The sequence below is a fragment of the Streptomyces sp. rh34 genome, from assembly GCF_002551245.1.
GTDB lineage: Bacteria > Actinomycetota > Actinomycetes > Streptomycetales > Streptomycetaceae > Streptomyces.
This window is the reverse complement of the sequence record NZ_NTGZ01000052.1, coordinates 1-13,920: the sequence shown is the minus strand read 5'-3', so window position 1 is coordinate 13,920 and position 13,920 is coordinate 1. Positions and strand designations below refer to the sequence as shown.

The 13,920-nt window shown below is 70.0% G+C and carries 10 protein-coding genes and 2 pseudogenes; 9 read left to right on the top strand and 3 right to left on the bottom strand.

Going from position 1 to position 13,920, the window contains the following annotated elements:
• Positions 1-231: 231 nt before the first annotated feature.
• Positions 232-1,377 (bottom strand): Dyp-type peroxidase, encoded by a 1,146-nt coding sequence (locus tag CR470_RS12835; RefSeq protein ID WP_097867737.1) that lies wholly within the window; start codon positions 1,375-1,377, stop codon positions 232-234.
• 1,242 nt (positions 1,378-2,619) lie between these two features.
• Between CR470_RS12835 and CR470_RS12830 the strand changes: the two genes are divergently transcribed.
• From CR470_RS12830 to CR470_RS12815, 4 genes are all read left to right on the top strand, one after another.
• Positions 2,620-3,636 (top strand): bifunctional DNA primase/polymerase, encoded by a 1,017-nt coding sequence (locus CR470_RS12830; RefSeq protein WP_097867736.1) that lies wholly within the window; start codon positions 2,620-2,622, stop codon positions 3,634-3,636.
• Positions 3,633-5,177 carry a DNA primase family protein gene (locus CR470_RS12825; protein WP_097867721.1) on the top strand — a complete coding sequence of 515 codons (1,545 nt, stop codon included), beginning with the start codon at positions 3,633-3,635 and terminating at the stop codon, positions 5,175-5,177. The genes CR470_RS12830 and CR470_RS12825 overlap by 4 nt, the downstream gene beginning before the upstream one ends.
• A gap of 238 nt (positions 5,178-5,415) precedes the next feature.
• Entirely contained in the window at positions 5,416-5,802 is a 387-nt protein-coding gene (locus CR470_RS12820) for a DUF6009 family protein (protein ID WP_097867735.1), read from the top strand.
• A gap of 204 nt (positions 5,803-6,006) precedes the next feature.
• Positions 6,007-6,816, top strand: a complete 810-nt coding sequence (locus CR470_RS12815; protein WP_143663804.1) for a hypothetical protein — start codon at positions 6,007-6,009, stop codon at positions 6,814-6,816.
• Here the strand turns inward: CR470_RS12815 and CR470_RS12810 are convergent.
• Both CR470_RS12810 and CR470_RS12805 read right to left on the bottom strand, forming a co-directional pair.
• Positions 6,800-7,673, bottom strand: a pseudogene (locus CR470_RS12810) (IS5 family transposase). The gene CR470_RS12815 and the pseudogene CR470_RS12810 overlap by 17 nt on opposite strands.
• A 79-nt stretch (positions 7,674-7,752) precedes the next feature.
• Positions 7,753-9,597: pseudogene (locus CR470_RS12805) on the bottom strand (non-ribosomal peptide synthetase); the annotation flags it as partial.
• A 246-nt stretch (positions 9,598-9,843) separates the two neighbouring features.
• Between CR470_RS12805 and CR470_RS12800 the strand changes: the two are divergent.
• The 5 genes from CR470_RS12800 to CR470_RS12780 form a co-directional block, all read left to right on the top strand.
• Complete coding sequence (locus tag CR470_RS12800) at positions 9,844-10,056, top strand: MbtH family protein (protein ID WP_097867734.1); 213 nt, start codon at positions 9,844-9,846, stop codon at positions 10,054-10,056.
• An 8-nt stretch (positions 10,057-10,064) separates the two neighbouring features.
• Positions 10,065-11,630, top strand: a complete 1,566-nt coding sequence (locus CR470_RS12795; protein WP_179892235.1) for an amino acid adenylation domain-containing protein — start codon at positions 10,065-10,067, stop codon at positions 11,628-11,630.
• 163 nt (positions 11,631-11,793) lie between these two features.
• Complete coding sequence (locus CR470_RS12790) at positions 11,794-12,099, top strand: acyl carrier protein (RefSeq protein ID WP_097867716.1); 306 nt, start codon at positions 11,794-11,796, stop codon at positions 12,097-12,099.
• Positions 12,092-13,207, top strand: a complete 1,116-nt coding sequence (locus CR470_RS12785) for an acyl-CoA dehydrogenase family protein (RefSeq protein WP_097867715.1) — start codon at positions 12,092-12,094, stop codon at positions 13,205-13,207. Before CR470_RS12790 ends, CR470_RS12785 begins: the two co-directional genes overlap by 8 nt.
• On the top strand, positions 13,204-13,920 hold a 717-nt coding region (locus CR470_RS12780; protein WP_257138607.1), incomplete at its 3' end, for an acyl-CoA dehydrogenase family protein. The genes CR470_RS12785 and CR470_RS12780, both read left to right, overlap by 4 nt.

Sequence of the window (13,920 nt, the reverse complement as noted above, 5' to 3'; positions counted from 1 at the left end):
GGACGGAGCGAGTCAGAACGGCCGGCGGAGATGCGAGCCATCCGGCCCGGCACGAGGGGCAAAATGGCGGGCAACAGACCGGGCCGCACCCCGCCCCGCAGCGCCCGGCCCGCTGCTCCTTCCGACGCCGCCAGAGGGGCTTGGAGTACGTGATGCCGCGACCGTTGTGGGCCGGTGCGAGCAGCTTCAGGCTGTCCCAGATGGGCTTGGTCAACATCCAAGCCTGGGCTCTCAGGGGGCGAGCAGAGTGGAGCCGTACCAGTCCGAGGCGCCGGACACCCCTGGCAGTGCGAGGAAGTAGCCGCCGCCCGTCGTGGTGCTGAAGTCCGCGAACCGCTCGCCCTCCAGCCGCTTCTGCACGGTCGCGAACTGCCGGGCGATGTCCCGCTGATAGCAGCAGAAGACCAGCCCCACATCGAGCGTCCCGTCGGGCGTGAGGCCCCGGTCGAGGTTGTAGCTCCGGCGCAGCAGGACCGAGTCCTCGGTCCCGGCGGTCCGCGGATTGGCCCGACGGATGTGGGAGTCGAGCGGTGTGAGCAGTCCCTGCGGGTCTCGCCCGTAGTCGGGCAGGTCGCTCTCCTTACGTCCGTCGAGCGGCGCCCCGGTCGACTTGCGGCGGCCGAAGATCCGCTCCTGCTCACCCAGAGGAACCCGGTCCCACGCCTCGGCCCGCAGCCCGATGGTGCGCAGGACCTGGTAGCTCCCGCCGCGCGCCCAGCCGGGCCCCTCCGGCCCGACCCAGACCAGCCGGTCCATCTCCCGCGCCGACGCCGTGTCCGGGTGCGCGGTGCCGTCCTTGAAGCCGACGAACGACCGCGGGGAGCCCTCGGGGCGCGGCGGGTTCAGGAAGCCGTCGACCCGCCACCGGGTCTGCAGCAGCCCCGAGGTCTCCCGGGCCAGATCCCGTACGACGTGGAGGACGGCGTCCGGGTGCTGGGCGCAGATCTGCACGGAGAGATCGCCGTGACAGTTTCCCGGATCGAGCCGGTCTCCCGGGAACTCCGGCATCTGGACGAGTCCCGGTGGCAGCGCCCCCGTCAGCCCGTAACGTCCGTCGAAGAGTGAGGCACCCACCCCGACGGTGATGGTCAGCCGGTCCTCAGGGCCTCGCAGCGCTGCCACGTCCGGGTCCAGCGGTGTGACACCCGCCGTCAGGGTGCGGCACCGGGTGGTCAGCCTTTTGAGGAGCGCCGCCAGCTCGGCCCGGTCATGTGCGAGCACGTCGAAGGCGGCAAAGCCGCCGAACCGCTGCTGCCGGGTGAGGATCCCCGCTTGGTGAGCACCGTGGAACGGCACCCGACCATCGCCGGAGCCCGCCGTCGGCGTGCCGGAAGCAGCACTCACCGCCATCGTGCCGGTCAGACCCGCAGTCCCCACGGCTCCCGCGGCTCCCCGCACGAAGACACGCCGGCTGGGACGCACACCTTGGTGTTGGGCACTTTCCGTCACGGCCGTTCTCCTCCCGGTATCTCGACTTCCGCTCCGCCTCCTCACCCCTACCCGCCGCAGGAGGTGGCTGAGCAGAGGCTCCGTCCCTCACATGCGGATGGAGTAGGAAGATGCAGGGCAGGAGAGCTGCGCCCAGGTCAGCGAGTGTCACTGCTCGGGCGATGCGCAGGTTGAACGGGGGCGCCAGGAGCGAGAGGAGGCGGGGCGGCCCACGAGGGCCCGGCTGGGGACGAGCCCCGCCTGCACCCGGGACGCGACCCGCTACGCGGGCCCGCTCGGGGCTGTGACCGCCGTCCTCAGCGTCCATTTTTCGGCCGGACCGTCGACCATGGTGCGGGCCAGCCGTCCAGCAGGGCACCTCGGCCAAGGTTCCCGCCTGAGAGGAAGTCTTGTGCGTGCCGGCCGGTGGTCTTCGGGTCGAGGGCGGATCAGAGTCCCAGGGATGATCCCCGGGCGCCCGCTCGGCCATGCACGGCACCATCCGCACCCGGTGCCAAGAAGTACGTTGCAGGACTTCACTAGCTCTTTCAGGCGAAGGAAAACCCGAGAGGCAAGAGGCTTCACGGTTCAGTCCCTGCGTTCAGTCCCTCCGTAAAAGAGCAGGTCAGGCACTATGTAACCCCCCGAACAGGGACTGAAGGGACTCAAGTTGAGGGTTATCACGCGACTACGTGAGCGCGCGTATGCAGGCGCGTGAATCCTGTCTACTCGTTCCCCCTGCTGGCTGATAATTAGGAACTTGAGTCCCTTCAGTCCCTGTTCGGGGATGTGGAGGCGCTCTGACCTGCAAGAACACACAGGGACTGAACGCAGGGACCGAACCTCGACGCCCTCACGTGAGGCCCTGCCGCCGTTGACTAGCTCGGATCGAACGTTCCTTCGCCCCTTCCGGAGAGCAGGACGTGTGAAGGGACTGAAGGGACTGAAAAGTTCGATAGCGACTCGCGGGGGAGGTCGCCCCCCTATTCCAGGAGCAGAGCCCTACACTCATTCGGAAAGACAGTCCCTTCAGTCCCTACTGCCGGTACGGCAAGCAGCTGACCAGCAGGTTTCAACCCATGGGCCGCAGGGGCCGAAGCCCTGCGACCTGACGAACGAGGACACCACGTGCGCCGCCGAGACGAGACGCCCCCCGCGGGCCCTCCCGGCAACGTGGTGTCCTCACTCGTGCTGGCCCGCTGGTGCGCAGGAAACGGATGGCCAGTGCACCCACTGGCTCCGGGGAGGAAGACTCCTCAAGCGAACTGCCCCGCCTGCAGGGCCCAGCACCACGACCCTCGAACATGCCCTTGCCCCAGGGCCGGACGCCCGTGCCACGGCTTCCACGCCGGCACCACCGACCTGCGGAACATCGACACCTGGTGGACCGCCAGCCCCGATGCCGGAGTCGGGGTCGCCTGCGGACCGGCCAACCTCATCGTGATCGACATCGACGCCCACAGCGTGCCCGTCCCCGACCGAAGCCGTCTCCTCCCGGGAATCCAGATCCACGACTCGGTCGACCTTGACGGTCTCGCTTCCGGCTTCGACACCATGGCACTCCTGGCCGCCTACCGTCAGCAAGCCGACCCCGCCCAGGACACCACTACGCTGCGGGTGAGCACCCCCTCTGGCGGCCTCCACATCTGGTACCGGCTCCCCACCGGCGGGGTCCGGTACCGGTCCTCCGCCGGCTCCAGCCCGAAGGTCGCTCTCGCCTGGCAGGTCGACGTGCGAGCCGAGGGCGGCTACATCGTGGCCCCCACGACCCGTACCCGGCAGGGAACCTACGAGCCACTGGGAGATGTCCGGCAGCCGGCTCCGCTCCCCGCCTGGCTCGCGAATGAACTCTCCCGCACCGGACACGTCGTCACCACGCAACAACCCCGGCCGACTCCCGTCCCTCGTGCCCGCGGCCCTCGGAGCCCGCAAGCCGCGCATCGGGTCCTGGAACCGCTTCTCGACGAGGTCGCCCAGTGCGGGACAGTCCCTGAAGGCGCTGCCTTCACCGAGAAGCTCAACCGGGCCGCCTTCACGGCCGGCGGACTCGCCGCTGCGGGGCACCTGGATGAACCCGCCATACGTGATCTGCTGACCGTCACCGCCCACGCGGCCAGGCCTCAACAGACCTCCCAGAACGAGAAGATCATTCGCGACGGCCTCGCAGCAGGGGCCGCCCGACCGCTCCACCTCAAAGGACGCTCATGAGCAGCAGCGCCGAAAGCCAGCGCTTTGACGCAACTGCCGCCGCTCAGCAGATGCTCGCCCTCGAAGCCGTCGCTGAACCCCTCCCGGCCCCGGCGACACCCTTCCCCGCCCAGAGCGCCCCCGAGACGGCTCCCGCTCCGGCGGCGTGGCCCCCGCCTGGGGAGATCCCGGGAACGCTCACGGACCGAGGCAACGCGAAGCTGTTCGTCCGCCTCTACCGCGACAGGTTCCGCCACGTCGAGGGCCTGGGCTGGTACTCCTGGGACGGCTACCGATGGAAGCGCACCGGGGGCGAGAAGGCTGCTCTGTGGGCGGCCGGAGAGATGGCCGAGGAGATCCCCGACACCGACCCCCGCGGACTGTTCAGCGAACGGGAACTCCATCACCACAAGAAGCGCACCATGTCGACCACCGGCATGAAGGCACTCCTCACCCAGGCCAAAGCGTCCCCCGACCTCTCCCTGGACCCCGACACCCTCGACGGGGACCCCTACGCCTTGTGCACCCCGGACGGCGTCGTCGACCTCCGCAACGGCCGCATCCGGAAGCCCGATCCCACCCGGGACTTCCATTCCCGGGCCACCAGCGTCGCCCCCCAGAACATGCCCACCCCCCGCTGGCACCGCTTCCTGGACGACACCTTCGGCGAGGACGCCGAAGGCCGGGAGATGATCGACTTCCTGCACCTCCTGCTCGGCTACTCCATCACCGGTGACGTCGGCGCCCAGGTCCTGCCCTTCCTCCACGGCCAGGGCAAGAACGGCAAGTCCGTCCTCCTCGACGTGATGATCCAGATCCTCGGCGACTACGCAGATGCGGCCCCACCCGGCTTCCTCATGGATCGCGGCGCCTTCTCCGAGCACTCCACCGAGCTCACCGAACTCCACGGACGACGCCTGATCGTCTGCAGCGAGCTCAAGCCGAACGACCGCTTCGACGAAGCACGCGTCCGGCTCCTCACCGGAGGAGACAAGATCAAAGCCCGCCGGATGCGGCAGGACTACTTCTCCTTCACCCCCACCCACAAACTGTGGCTCCTGGGCAACCACCGACCCGAGGTCTCCACCGGCGGCTTCGCGTTCTGGCGCCGCATCCGCCTGCTGCCCTTCGAACGGATCGTCCCCGACGAGCGGAAGATCGACAACCTCGCAGTGGAACTCGTCGAGGACGAAGGCCCCGGCATCCTGCACTGGCTCACCGAAGGCGCCAGCCGCTACCTCGCCACCCGCGACACCCTCGCCGGCCCGGACCGCGTCCGCATCGCGACCACCGCCTACGCGAACACCGAGGACCACATCGGCCGCTTCCTGACCGAATGCTGCATCCACGACCCGGAGAACAACGAACTCCGCGTAGAGCAGGGACTGCTCTACGCCTCGTACAGCACCTGGTGCGCGAACAGCGAAGGCATCCGCCCCGGCACCGCCCGGGCCTTCGCCACCCGCGTCCGCCAGGAAGTCGGCCTCGCCTCACCGGCCGACATGATCAAATCCAACGGCCGCAAGTTCTACCCGAACCTCGCCCTGGCAGCCGAAGAATGAACAACCAGCACGCCCACCGGCCCTGGCCAGCTTCAGGCCCCCGAGCCATCGGGGCGCGCCCGATCTACGATGAGCGGGCGCTACGTCGGTTCCCATTCCCGGGAGCCGCCCAGGATGCCCCCATAGGCACGAGTGCCCAGCGAGGTATGAACGACTGCCTTGCTCCACTGCAGGGAACAGATACACCACGCAGGCACCGGCCAACCCGGTGCACGCCGACGAAGGAGAGGTCGCGGCCATGAGCTCGCTACTGACGGACAGCGACCTCGCCGACGAAGAGAACGTGGTGTGGCTCGAAGATCCCGAACGGCTTGACTACGTCCGTCAGGCCCTGGACAAAACCCCTCGCCGCAAGAGCAAGCCGCGTTATGCCCGCGACGGCCGGATGATCGGCTACATCGAGCTCGGCACCGCAGCTGAGGCTGACCCCGACAGCGGCCTGTACCGGCGCAGGGTGTTCTTCCTCCTGCCCCACGACCGTGACTCCGACCCCGAAGGCGTCTACCGACAAGGCGCCCCCGGAGAAGCTGTCGACCCCCGGACCATCGAGCCCAACCGTGTCGGCGAGAAGACCCCCCGCTCACAACAGGGCAGCACCACTGCCATAGCGGCGGCCGGCTCCTAACAGCGCCTAACAGAATGAGGTGACGTTGCTGTCGCTCCAGGTAGGAGATGGGTGTCCGGCGCTGCCGCACGGCGCCAGTACCGTCCCAGCTATGAGGTCGCCTGAGTCCGCTGCTGCCGCACGTGCCCAGTTCCCTCGACGTCGAGCTCTATGAGTATCTGTACGGGTAGCAGAGGTTCGTGCAGCTAGCGAATCATGGCCGTCATGGCGACCACCTTCTGGATCGTGATACTCGTCCTGGCTGTTCTTCTGGCTACTGTCGCTGCGACCTGGCCCGGTTCGCCGGCTCGGAGCCGACAGCGGAGATCCTGGATACGCCGCGTGATCGGCTTACCTTTCACTATCGTCTTGGTGCTTGTTCTCGCAGCGTGCGGGCGCGCGACCAGCGAGAAGACCGTGCGCAAACTGGCTGGCAGCCCAGAAGCCCTGAAGGCGCGGCAGGAGGCGGAGTTGGCCAGCCGGGACGTCATCGCCGTCTGGGACGCCGAAACGCCGCTCACGCTGGGGCTGGTTGTTCTGGAAGACGTGTGCGTTGGCGGGAGCGCGAAGGAGCTGTTCCTCCCGACAGGCTCCGCCAGGTACAAGATCAAATGCATGATGTCCGTTGCTGCCTACTTTGGGGCAGATCCCCGCAGGATGGCCGACACCATCGACGGAGTGCTCAGCGCAGGAGACCGTACGGGACCTCCCATCCCCTTCAACCATGAGTTCCACTACGCGCGCACAGTCGTCGACTACTACCGCGGGAAAACAGGCGACCCGCAAGGACCAGGAACCGGGGAACCAGCACACTTGTCCGGCGGCACCACTCTCACTCTCAGCTGGGACCAGGTGCGCAGTGGGCACACAGGTCAGCTGATTGAAGAGCCACGCCCGTGCAGCCCTCATGAGCCGCCGGTGCGACGTTGCCTCAACGAGCCTGCCTCGACCAGCGTGGCGGATCTGCGACGCGAGTACGGGATGGTTTTCAAGATCACTACGCCTGTCAAGGACTACTTCACCGTCTGGAAGTAGCCGGATGGGTCTCACGGACCGGCATCGGCCTGCACAGTGAGTCGATCTGTCGGTGGGTGATGAGGCAGCAGGCGAGTTTGAGGAAGGCTTCGTGGATGTCGGCTCGGCGTTCCCAGCGGATGCGGAGGCGTTTGAAGCCGTGGAGCCAGGCGAAGCTGCGTTCGACGACCCAGCGGTACTTGCCCAATCCGGTGCCGTGGAGGGTGCCGCGGCGGGCGATTGCCGGGACGATGCGGCGTTGGCGGACCTGGTCGCGGTAGATGTCGTGGTCGTACCCGCGGTCGGCGAAGAGTGAGTCCGGCCTACGTCGCGGATGCCCGACCCGGCCCTTGATAGGTGGGATGGCGTCGATCAGCGGCAGGAGCTGGGTGACGTCGTTGCGGTTGCCGCCGGTGAGGATCACGGCGAGCGGTGTGCCGTGTCCGTCGGTGATCAGGTGGTGTTTCGATCCGGTTCGGCCGCGATCGACCGGGCTCGGTCCCGTCTGGCTCCCCCTTTTATGGCGCGCACGTGGCTGGAGTCGACCACCGCACGCGACCAGTCGAGACGGGCCGCCGCGTTGAGCTCAGCCAGCAGCGCTTCATGCAGTTGCTGCCAGACGCCGGCCTCGCTCCAGTCCCGCAGCCGACGCCAGCAGGTCATGCCCGACCCGAAGCCCAACTCCTTCGGCAGGTACTCCCACTGGATGCCGGTGTGCAGCACGAAGAGGATGCCGCACAACACCTGCCGGTCGGGCAGTGGCTTGCGTCCAGGATGCCGAAACCGACGCTTCTTGCGCGGCAGCAGGGGCTCGATCCGCTCCCACAGGTCATCCGACACGATCCACGGCGAAGTCCCCATGCCCGGACAACGCCCAACTCCTGACGCGGACACGGTCAACAGCGCCGATCCGCGTCATTGTGTTAGCCGTTGTTAGAGCGCTCCTGACCTGCGAATCTATCCGTGCGCTTGGGCCTGCGGGCGCTCCGTGACCTGCTGGGGCTCCCGCGCCGCCCCGGCGGTCAGCACAGAGACGACGGCGCGGATGGTGGGGTGGCGGTAGAACTGCCGCAGCCGCAGGGTGGGAAGGCCCTCGGCCCGCATGGCGGCGGAACTGCGGACGGCGAGCGTCGAGTTGCCGCCGACCTCGAAGAAGTCGTCGTCCACGCCGACCGGCACGCCCAGCAGTTCGGTCCAGAGCGCCCGAAGCCGGGCGGCCAGCGCGTCGTCGGCGGTCGGCGCGGCCTCCCGCTCCGCCCGCCGGGGCGGGGCGGGAGGCGGCAGCCGGGCCAGGTCGACCTTGCCGCTCGCGGTCAGCGGCAGGGCTCCGACCTCGGTGAGTGTCGCGGGCACCATGTAGTCGGGCAGGACAGTCAGCAGGCGACGGCGGACAGCGTCCACGTCTCCGCCGTCGAGCACGATGTAGGCGTCGATCCGCGGGACGGCGCCCTCGCGCACCGCGACGGCTGCGGCCCTGACCGAGGAGTCCTCCAGCAGCACGGAGCGGATCTCGTCCAGCTCGATCCGGAAGCCCCGCACCTTCACCTGGTTGTCGACGCGTCCGAGGTGCTCCAGCAAGCCGTCGGGGCGCAGCCGTCCACGGTCGCCGCTGCGGTACATCCGGCCCCCGTGGAAGGGGTCGGGCAGGAACCGCTCGGCGGTCAAGGCGGGTTCGCCCATGTAGCACTGGGCGACTCCGGCACCACCGACGTGAATTTCGCCAGGCTCTCCGACCGGTACGGGCCGGCCGGCCGGGTCGAGCACGTAGAGATACCAGCCGGGGAGAGCGGTGCCGACCGAGCGAGTCCCGGTAAGGGCGAGTTCCCTGGTCAGGGTCTGAGCGGTGACGTGAACGGTGGTCTCGGTGATGCCGAACATGTTGATCACCCGGCAGGCGGTGTCGGGGTGCCGGTCGAACCAGGGCAGCAGTACAGCGGTGTCGAGCGGCTCGCCTCCCAGGATCAGCAACCGGACCGCGACGTCGCCGTGTTCGACGGCCAGGAGATGGGAAAGGGCCGAGGGCGTCTGGTTGAGCACGGTGACCCCTCTCTCCACCAGCAGGTCGCGGAACCGCTCCGGATCCCGGGAGGTGAAGTAGGGCACGGTCACCAGGCGGCCGCCGGTCAGCAGACACCCCCACATCTCCCAGACGGAGAAATCGAAGGCGCTGGAGTGGAACAGCGTCCACACATCCGTGGAACCGAGTCCGAAATCGGCCCGGGTCGCCTCAATCAGGCTCAGCACGTTGCGGTGCGGGACGGCCACGCCCTTGGGCCGCCCGGTGGAGCCCGAGGTGTAGATCACGTAGGCGGTGTCGTCGGGCCCGGCGCCGGCCATCGGCCCGCTGTCGGCAGGGGCGTGGGCCGGCAGCTCGTCGGCGAGCAGCTCGTCGGGGGTCGCCGTGACGCAGCCTTCAGGCACCGGGAAGTTGCTCAGCCGGGTGACCAGCAGGGTGATCTTGGCATTGCGCGCCGAGTACGCGAGCCGCTCGGTGGGGTAGGCGGGGTCGACGGGGACGTAGGCCGCCCCCGCCTTGAGAACCCCGAGAAGGGCGACGACCAGTTCGGCGGAACGGTCCAGGCAGACCCCGACCCGGTCCCCGGGCCGGACACCTCCGGCACGCAGGCCGGCAGCCAGCAGCGCCGCCAGTTCGTCCAGTTCGGCGTAGGTCAGTTCGAGGTCGTCGTCGCACACCGCGACCGCTTCGGGCGTGATGGCCGCGACGGCGGCGAACGCCTCGTCGAGGGAGCGGGCGGAGCCGGTCGTTGGTGACCGGGCCGAGCCCGCCGACTGGACCCGCTCGGTCGGCCGTGCGTGGCGCGCCCGGCTCTGTGTATCGGCCATCTGGGTACTCCTTCGGGTGCCGGCGAGGACCTGACGAACAGTAGGAGGCCGTCGGGACGGCGAACGGCAGTATCACCGGCGGCTCGCGAGCAGCCCGCGAGCCGCCGCCCGGCAATCGCGAACTGCCGCTGCTCCTGCCTGTCGCCTCCCTGATCGGCTCGTACCGTCTGAGCGGTATCCAGCGACGCGACAGAGAGCGGTGTGATGAGCAGCCCCTTCGAGGACAACGATGGCGAGTACATCATCCTGGTGAACGGTGAGAACCAGCACTCCTTGTGGCCGTCTGCCCTCGACGTGCCGGCGGGGTGGCGGGTCGCCCACGGCCCGGACTCCAGGCAGGGCTGTCTTGACTTCGTCGAGGTCCACTGGACCGATCTGCGGCCCGCGAGCCAGGTTGCCGAATCGGGCGGCCGATGATCTTCCCGGTGCACTCCCGTCCGGCCCGGCGTACGGGGCGTCCCGCCCCGACGCCCGGGGCCGGTCTGCACGATCTGGTCCTCGCCGCGGCCTCCCGCGAACCGTCGGCACCCGCCGTGACCGTTGCCGGAGTCTCGATGAGCTTCGGTGAGCTGGTCGGTGCGGCAGAGCAGTTGGCTGACGAGCTGCGGCGGGCCGGTGTGTCGGCCGGCGACTTCGTAGGCGTCGCGGCGGACCGGACCGCCGAGACGATCGTGGGGCTGCTCGGGGTACTGATCGCGGGCGCCGCCTACGTGCCCGTCCCGGTCGACCTCCCGGCCGACCGGATGCGGGTGATCGCCGAGGAGGCGGACCTGCGGGTGGTGGTGACAGGACAGGACGGCCGACTGGCGGAGCACACGGGCGCGGTGCGGGTTCCCGTCGCCCGCGCAGCGGGCGGCCCCCCGCTTCTCAGCGGCGTCGGCAGGCCTTCCCCCGGGCCGGATCGGCCCGCGTACGCGATTTTCACCTCCGGCTCGACAGGCAGGCCCAAGGGTGTGGTCGTGGACCATCGGGCCGCCGTCGCCTCTACTCTGACCCGTTTCGATGTCTACCCGCACGACGCGGTCACGTACTTGATGCTGGCGCCGCTGAGCATCGACGCGGCGGTGGCCGGGCTCTACTTCACGCTGTCCTGCGGTGGTCGGCTGGTGCTGCCCACCGCCGAGGAGTCGCTCGACCCGGAGCTGCTGTCCGAGCTGGTGCTGCGCGAGGGTGTGACCCACCTCGACGGCCTGCCGTCTCAGTACGCTTCCCTGCTGAGGTTCCACTCGGCCGCGTTGCGCGACGTGCGCTGTGTCGTCCTTGGCGGGGAGTACCTGCCGCACCCACTGCTGCGCGAACACCTGGCCGCCGGGCTCGACGCCGAACTCTTCAACGAGTACGGCCCGACGGAGGGCACCGTCTGGAGCACGGTGCACCGGTGCACCGAGGAGGACGCGGGACCACTGGTCCCGATCGGCGCGCCGATCGCAGGGGTCCGCGCCCGGGTGCTGACCGACACTCTGGCCCACGCCGCACCGGGCACCGTGGGGGAGATCTACCTTGGCGGCGCCGGTCTGGCCCAGGGCTATCTGGGCCGGCCGGGGCGGACGGCGGAACGCTTCGTGGCGGACCCCGACCCGCACTTCCCCGGGCAGCGCATGTACCGCACCGGGGATCTCGGGGAACTCACCGCCGAGGGCGAGCTGATCTACCACGGCCGGGAGGACCAGCTGGTCAAGGTGCGCGGCTTCCGGGTCGAACTCGCCGAAATAGAAGCCCGGTTGCTGGAGCACGCCGGGGTGGTGGAGGCCGCGGTCGTCCCGCATGCCGGCCCGACCGGGCTACGGCTGGTGGCCGTGGTGGCCTCGGCCGCGCCGGAGGCCCCCGGGGCGCGTGCGCTGGCGGTGTTCATGCGGGAGCGGCTGCCCGGGTACATGGTGCCCGCGCTGTGGCGGCGGGTCGACGCACTCCCCGTCACCGCCAACGGGAAGGTGGACCGGACCCTGCTGACATCCCTGGCCACCACCGTGGGCACGGCGCTGCCCGTCTGACTCCCCCCGCCCCGGCACACCTTGACGGCCCCACCGGTGAGGACAGCGGCGGAGAGGGACGGACAGGACGGACATCGCAGGTGCGCCGCGCACAGCTCCAGCGCTTGAGCGGACCGGACCACGGGACCCGCCCACCGACAGAGGTCGGAACGAGATAGAGAGGATGTGGAACGGCCAGATGGAGGACCGTTTCGAGGACCTGGACACCGTCGACATACCGTCGGCGGTCCTGGCCATGGTCAGGGAGCTGCTGGGCAACCCCGAAGTGACCCTGCAGGACGACTTCTTCTTCGTCGGCGGAGACAGCATCGCCGCGATGCACCTGGTGCGGCGGCTCGCGCGCCGGACCGGTCTGCGACTGCGGGTCTCCCAGCTGTTCGCCCACCCGACGCTCGACGACTTCGCGGCCCAGGTGGACATGGTGCGAGCGGCCGCGGCGGGCAGCACGCGGGAGGCCGACCGTGCGTGACGAACCGAGCCCCGAACAGCTCGCCCTGCGCGCCGAGGTGGACCGGGTGCTTGCGGCCGCCGGCCCGCGCCGCGACCATCGCGAGGTCTTCGCCCGGCTCGGCGAGGAGCGCCTTCTGGCCGGTCACTTCCCCGACCGCTACGGTGGCCGCGATCTGCCGCTCGCGCAACAGATGGCGGTCGCCGAGCGGATCGGCGAGCACGGCCTGCCCGACGTGGTCCACCTCGTCACCGTGCAGGGGGTCGGTTGTACGGTGCTGGCCTTCGGGGACGAGGGGCAGCGGGCGCGCTGGCTCCCGGACATCGCGGCCGGCCGGCTCTTCGCCAGCCTGCTGCTGTCAGAGACGGGGGCGGGCAGCGACCCCACCCGGGTCGAGACCAGGGCCGTGCCGGACGGCGACGGCTGGGTCGTCAGCGGCAGCAAGGCGTGGACCATGTACACCGACTGGTCCGGCGTCGCTCTCTGCTCCGTGCGCACCCGCGAGGGACGGCACCGCTATGACGGCATCAGCCTCCTCATGGTGGACCTCGACGTACCCGGGGTCCGCCTCACTCCAGTGCCCCGGGCCGCCGGCACCCCGTATTTCCAGGTGGAGTTCGACGAGGTCCGGGTCGGCGCCGACGCGGTGATCGGACCGCTGCACGGCGGCTGGTCGCTGCTGCCCACCGCGATCGGCTTCGAACGCGGTGGCTTCGACTACCTGTCACGAGCTTCCTCCTGGCTGCGTCTCGCGCGGGACGCCCATCACCGGCTGCCCGCGCCGGAGCGGGCCGAGCTGGCGCCGTCGATGGCCCGGCTGGCCTTCGGCGTGGCCAATGCCCGCGCACTCGCCCACCACGCCGCGCACACGGCGAACGGTCTTTCCTCGGACGAGGTGCTGACCGCCTACACCAAGCTGGCCTGCGGCCGGGCCGCTCAGGCGACGGCCCGGTGGGCCGGGGAGGAGCTGGGTGCCGGGGCCGGCGCTGCGCTTGACAGGGACGCGCCGTTCGCTGCGCTGGCCCCGGCCGTCGCCGAGGCTCCCGAACTGACCGTCTCCGGCGGGCCGCAGGAACTCCAGCTGGACCTCATCGCCGGCGAATACCCGATCGGAGGGGCGGTCCGATGAACCTGGACCTCGAACCCCGGCAGCACCGCCTGGTGGCCGCCGTCCGCAAGAGCACGGTGGCCACGCCCGCCTCGGCCTCCGCCTGGGAAGTGCTCACGGCGGACGCGGCCCCCGGCCGGCCCTCCCCGGGGATGTTGGACGCGGGCCTGTTCGACTGGTGTCTGGTTCTGGAGGAGACCGGTGCCGACTGCCGGGATCCGTCCGCCGCGCTCGCGGTGCGGACCTTCCTCGACGTGTACGGGGATTCCGAGCAGGCTCCAGAGGTCTGGGCGGGGACCGCGCCCTGGCCCGAGCACCTGCCGGTGTCCCGTGCCGCCGACGGGGGCGCACGCGTGTGGAGTGCCGAACGCTCCCCGGTGCCCGGCCTTGCGGCGCTGCCGGACATCACGCTCGACTCGGCGGCCGCCCGAGGCGTCGCCGACCGCGATCTGCTCGCCCGCGCGGCGGGCGCGCTGGGGGTGGCCCGGAGCTGTCTGGAGAGCGCCCAGGAACGGGCCACCGGGCGGACCGTGGCGGGCCGGCAGTTGATCGAGTTCCAAGGCACCGCACACCGGCTGGCAGAGGCGTCGCTCGAACTGGCTCTCGCCCGGGTCGGCCTCTGGCGGGCCGCTTGGCGGGAGGACCGCGGAACGCCCGCGGGCTACCTCGCGCGCGCGGCGGCGGCCGCCGCCGTCACGGCCGCGCTGAACAGTGCTCACGCCGCCGTCCAGACG

What these genes read in the sequence shown, in the direction of transcription:
- CR470_RS12800 (WP_097867734.1), top strand. Translation starts at nt 9,844, where the DNA reads ATGAGCAGCCCCTTCGAGGACAACGATGGCGAGTACATCATCCTGGTG.
- CR470_RS12825 (WP_097867721.1), top strand. Translation starts at nt 3,633, where the DNA reads ATGAGCAGCAGCGCCGAAAGCCAGCGCTTTGACGCAACTGCCGCCGCT.
- CR470_RS12815 (WP_143663804.1), top strand. Translation starts at nt 6,007, where the DNA reads ATGGCGACCACCTTCTGGATCGTGATACTCGTCCTGGCTGTTCTTCTG.
- CR470_RS12790 (WP_097867716.1), top strand. Translation starts at nt 11,794, where the DNA reads ATGTGGAACGGCCAGATGGAGGACCGTTTCGAGGACCTGGACACCGTC.
- CR470_RS12820 (WP_097867735.1), top strand. Translation starts at nt 5,416, where the DNA reads ATGAGCTCGCTACTGACGGACAGCGACCTCGCCGACGAAGAGAACGTG.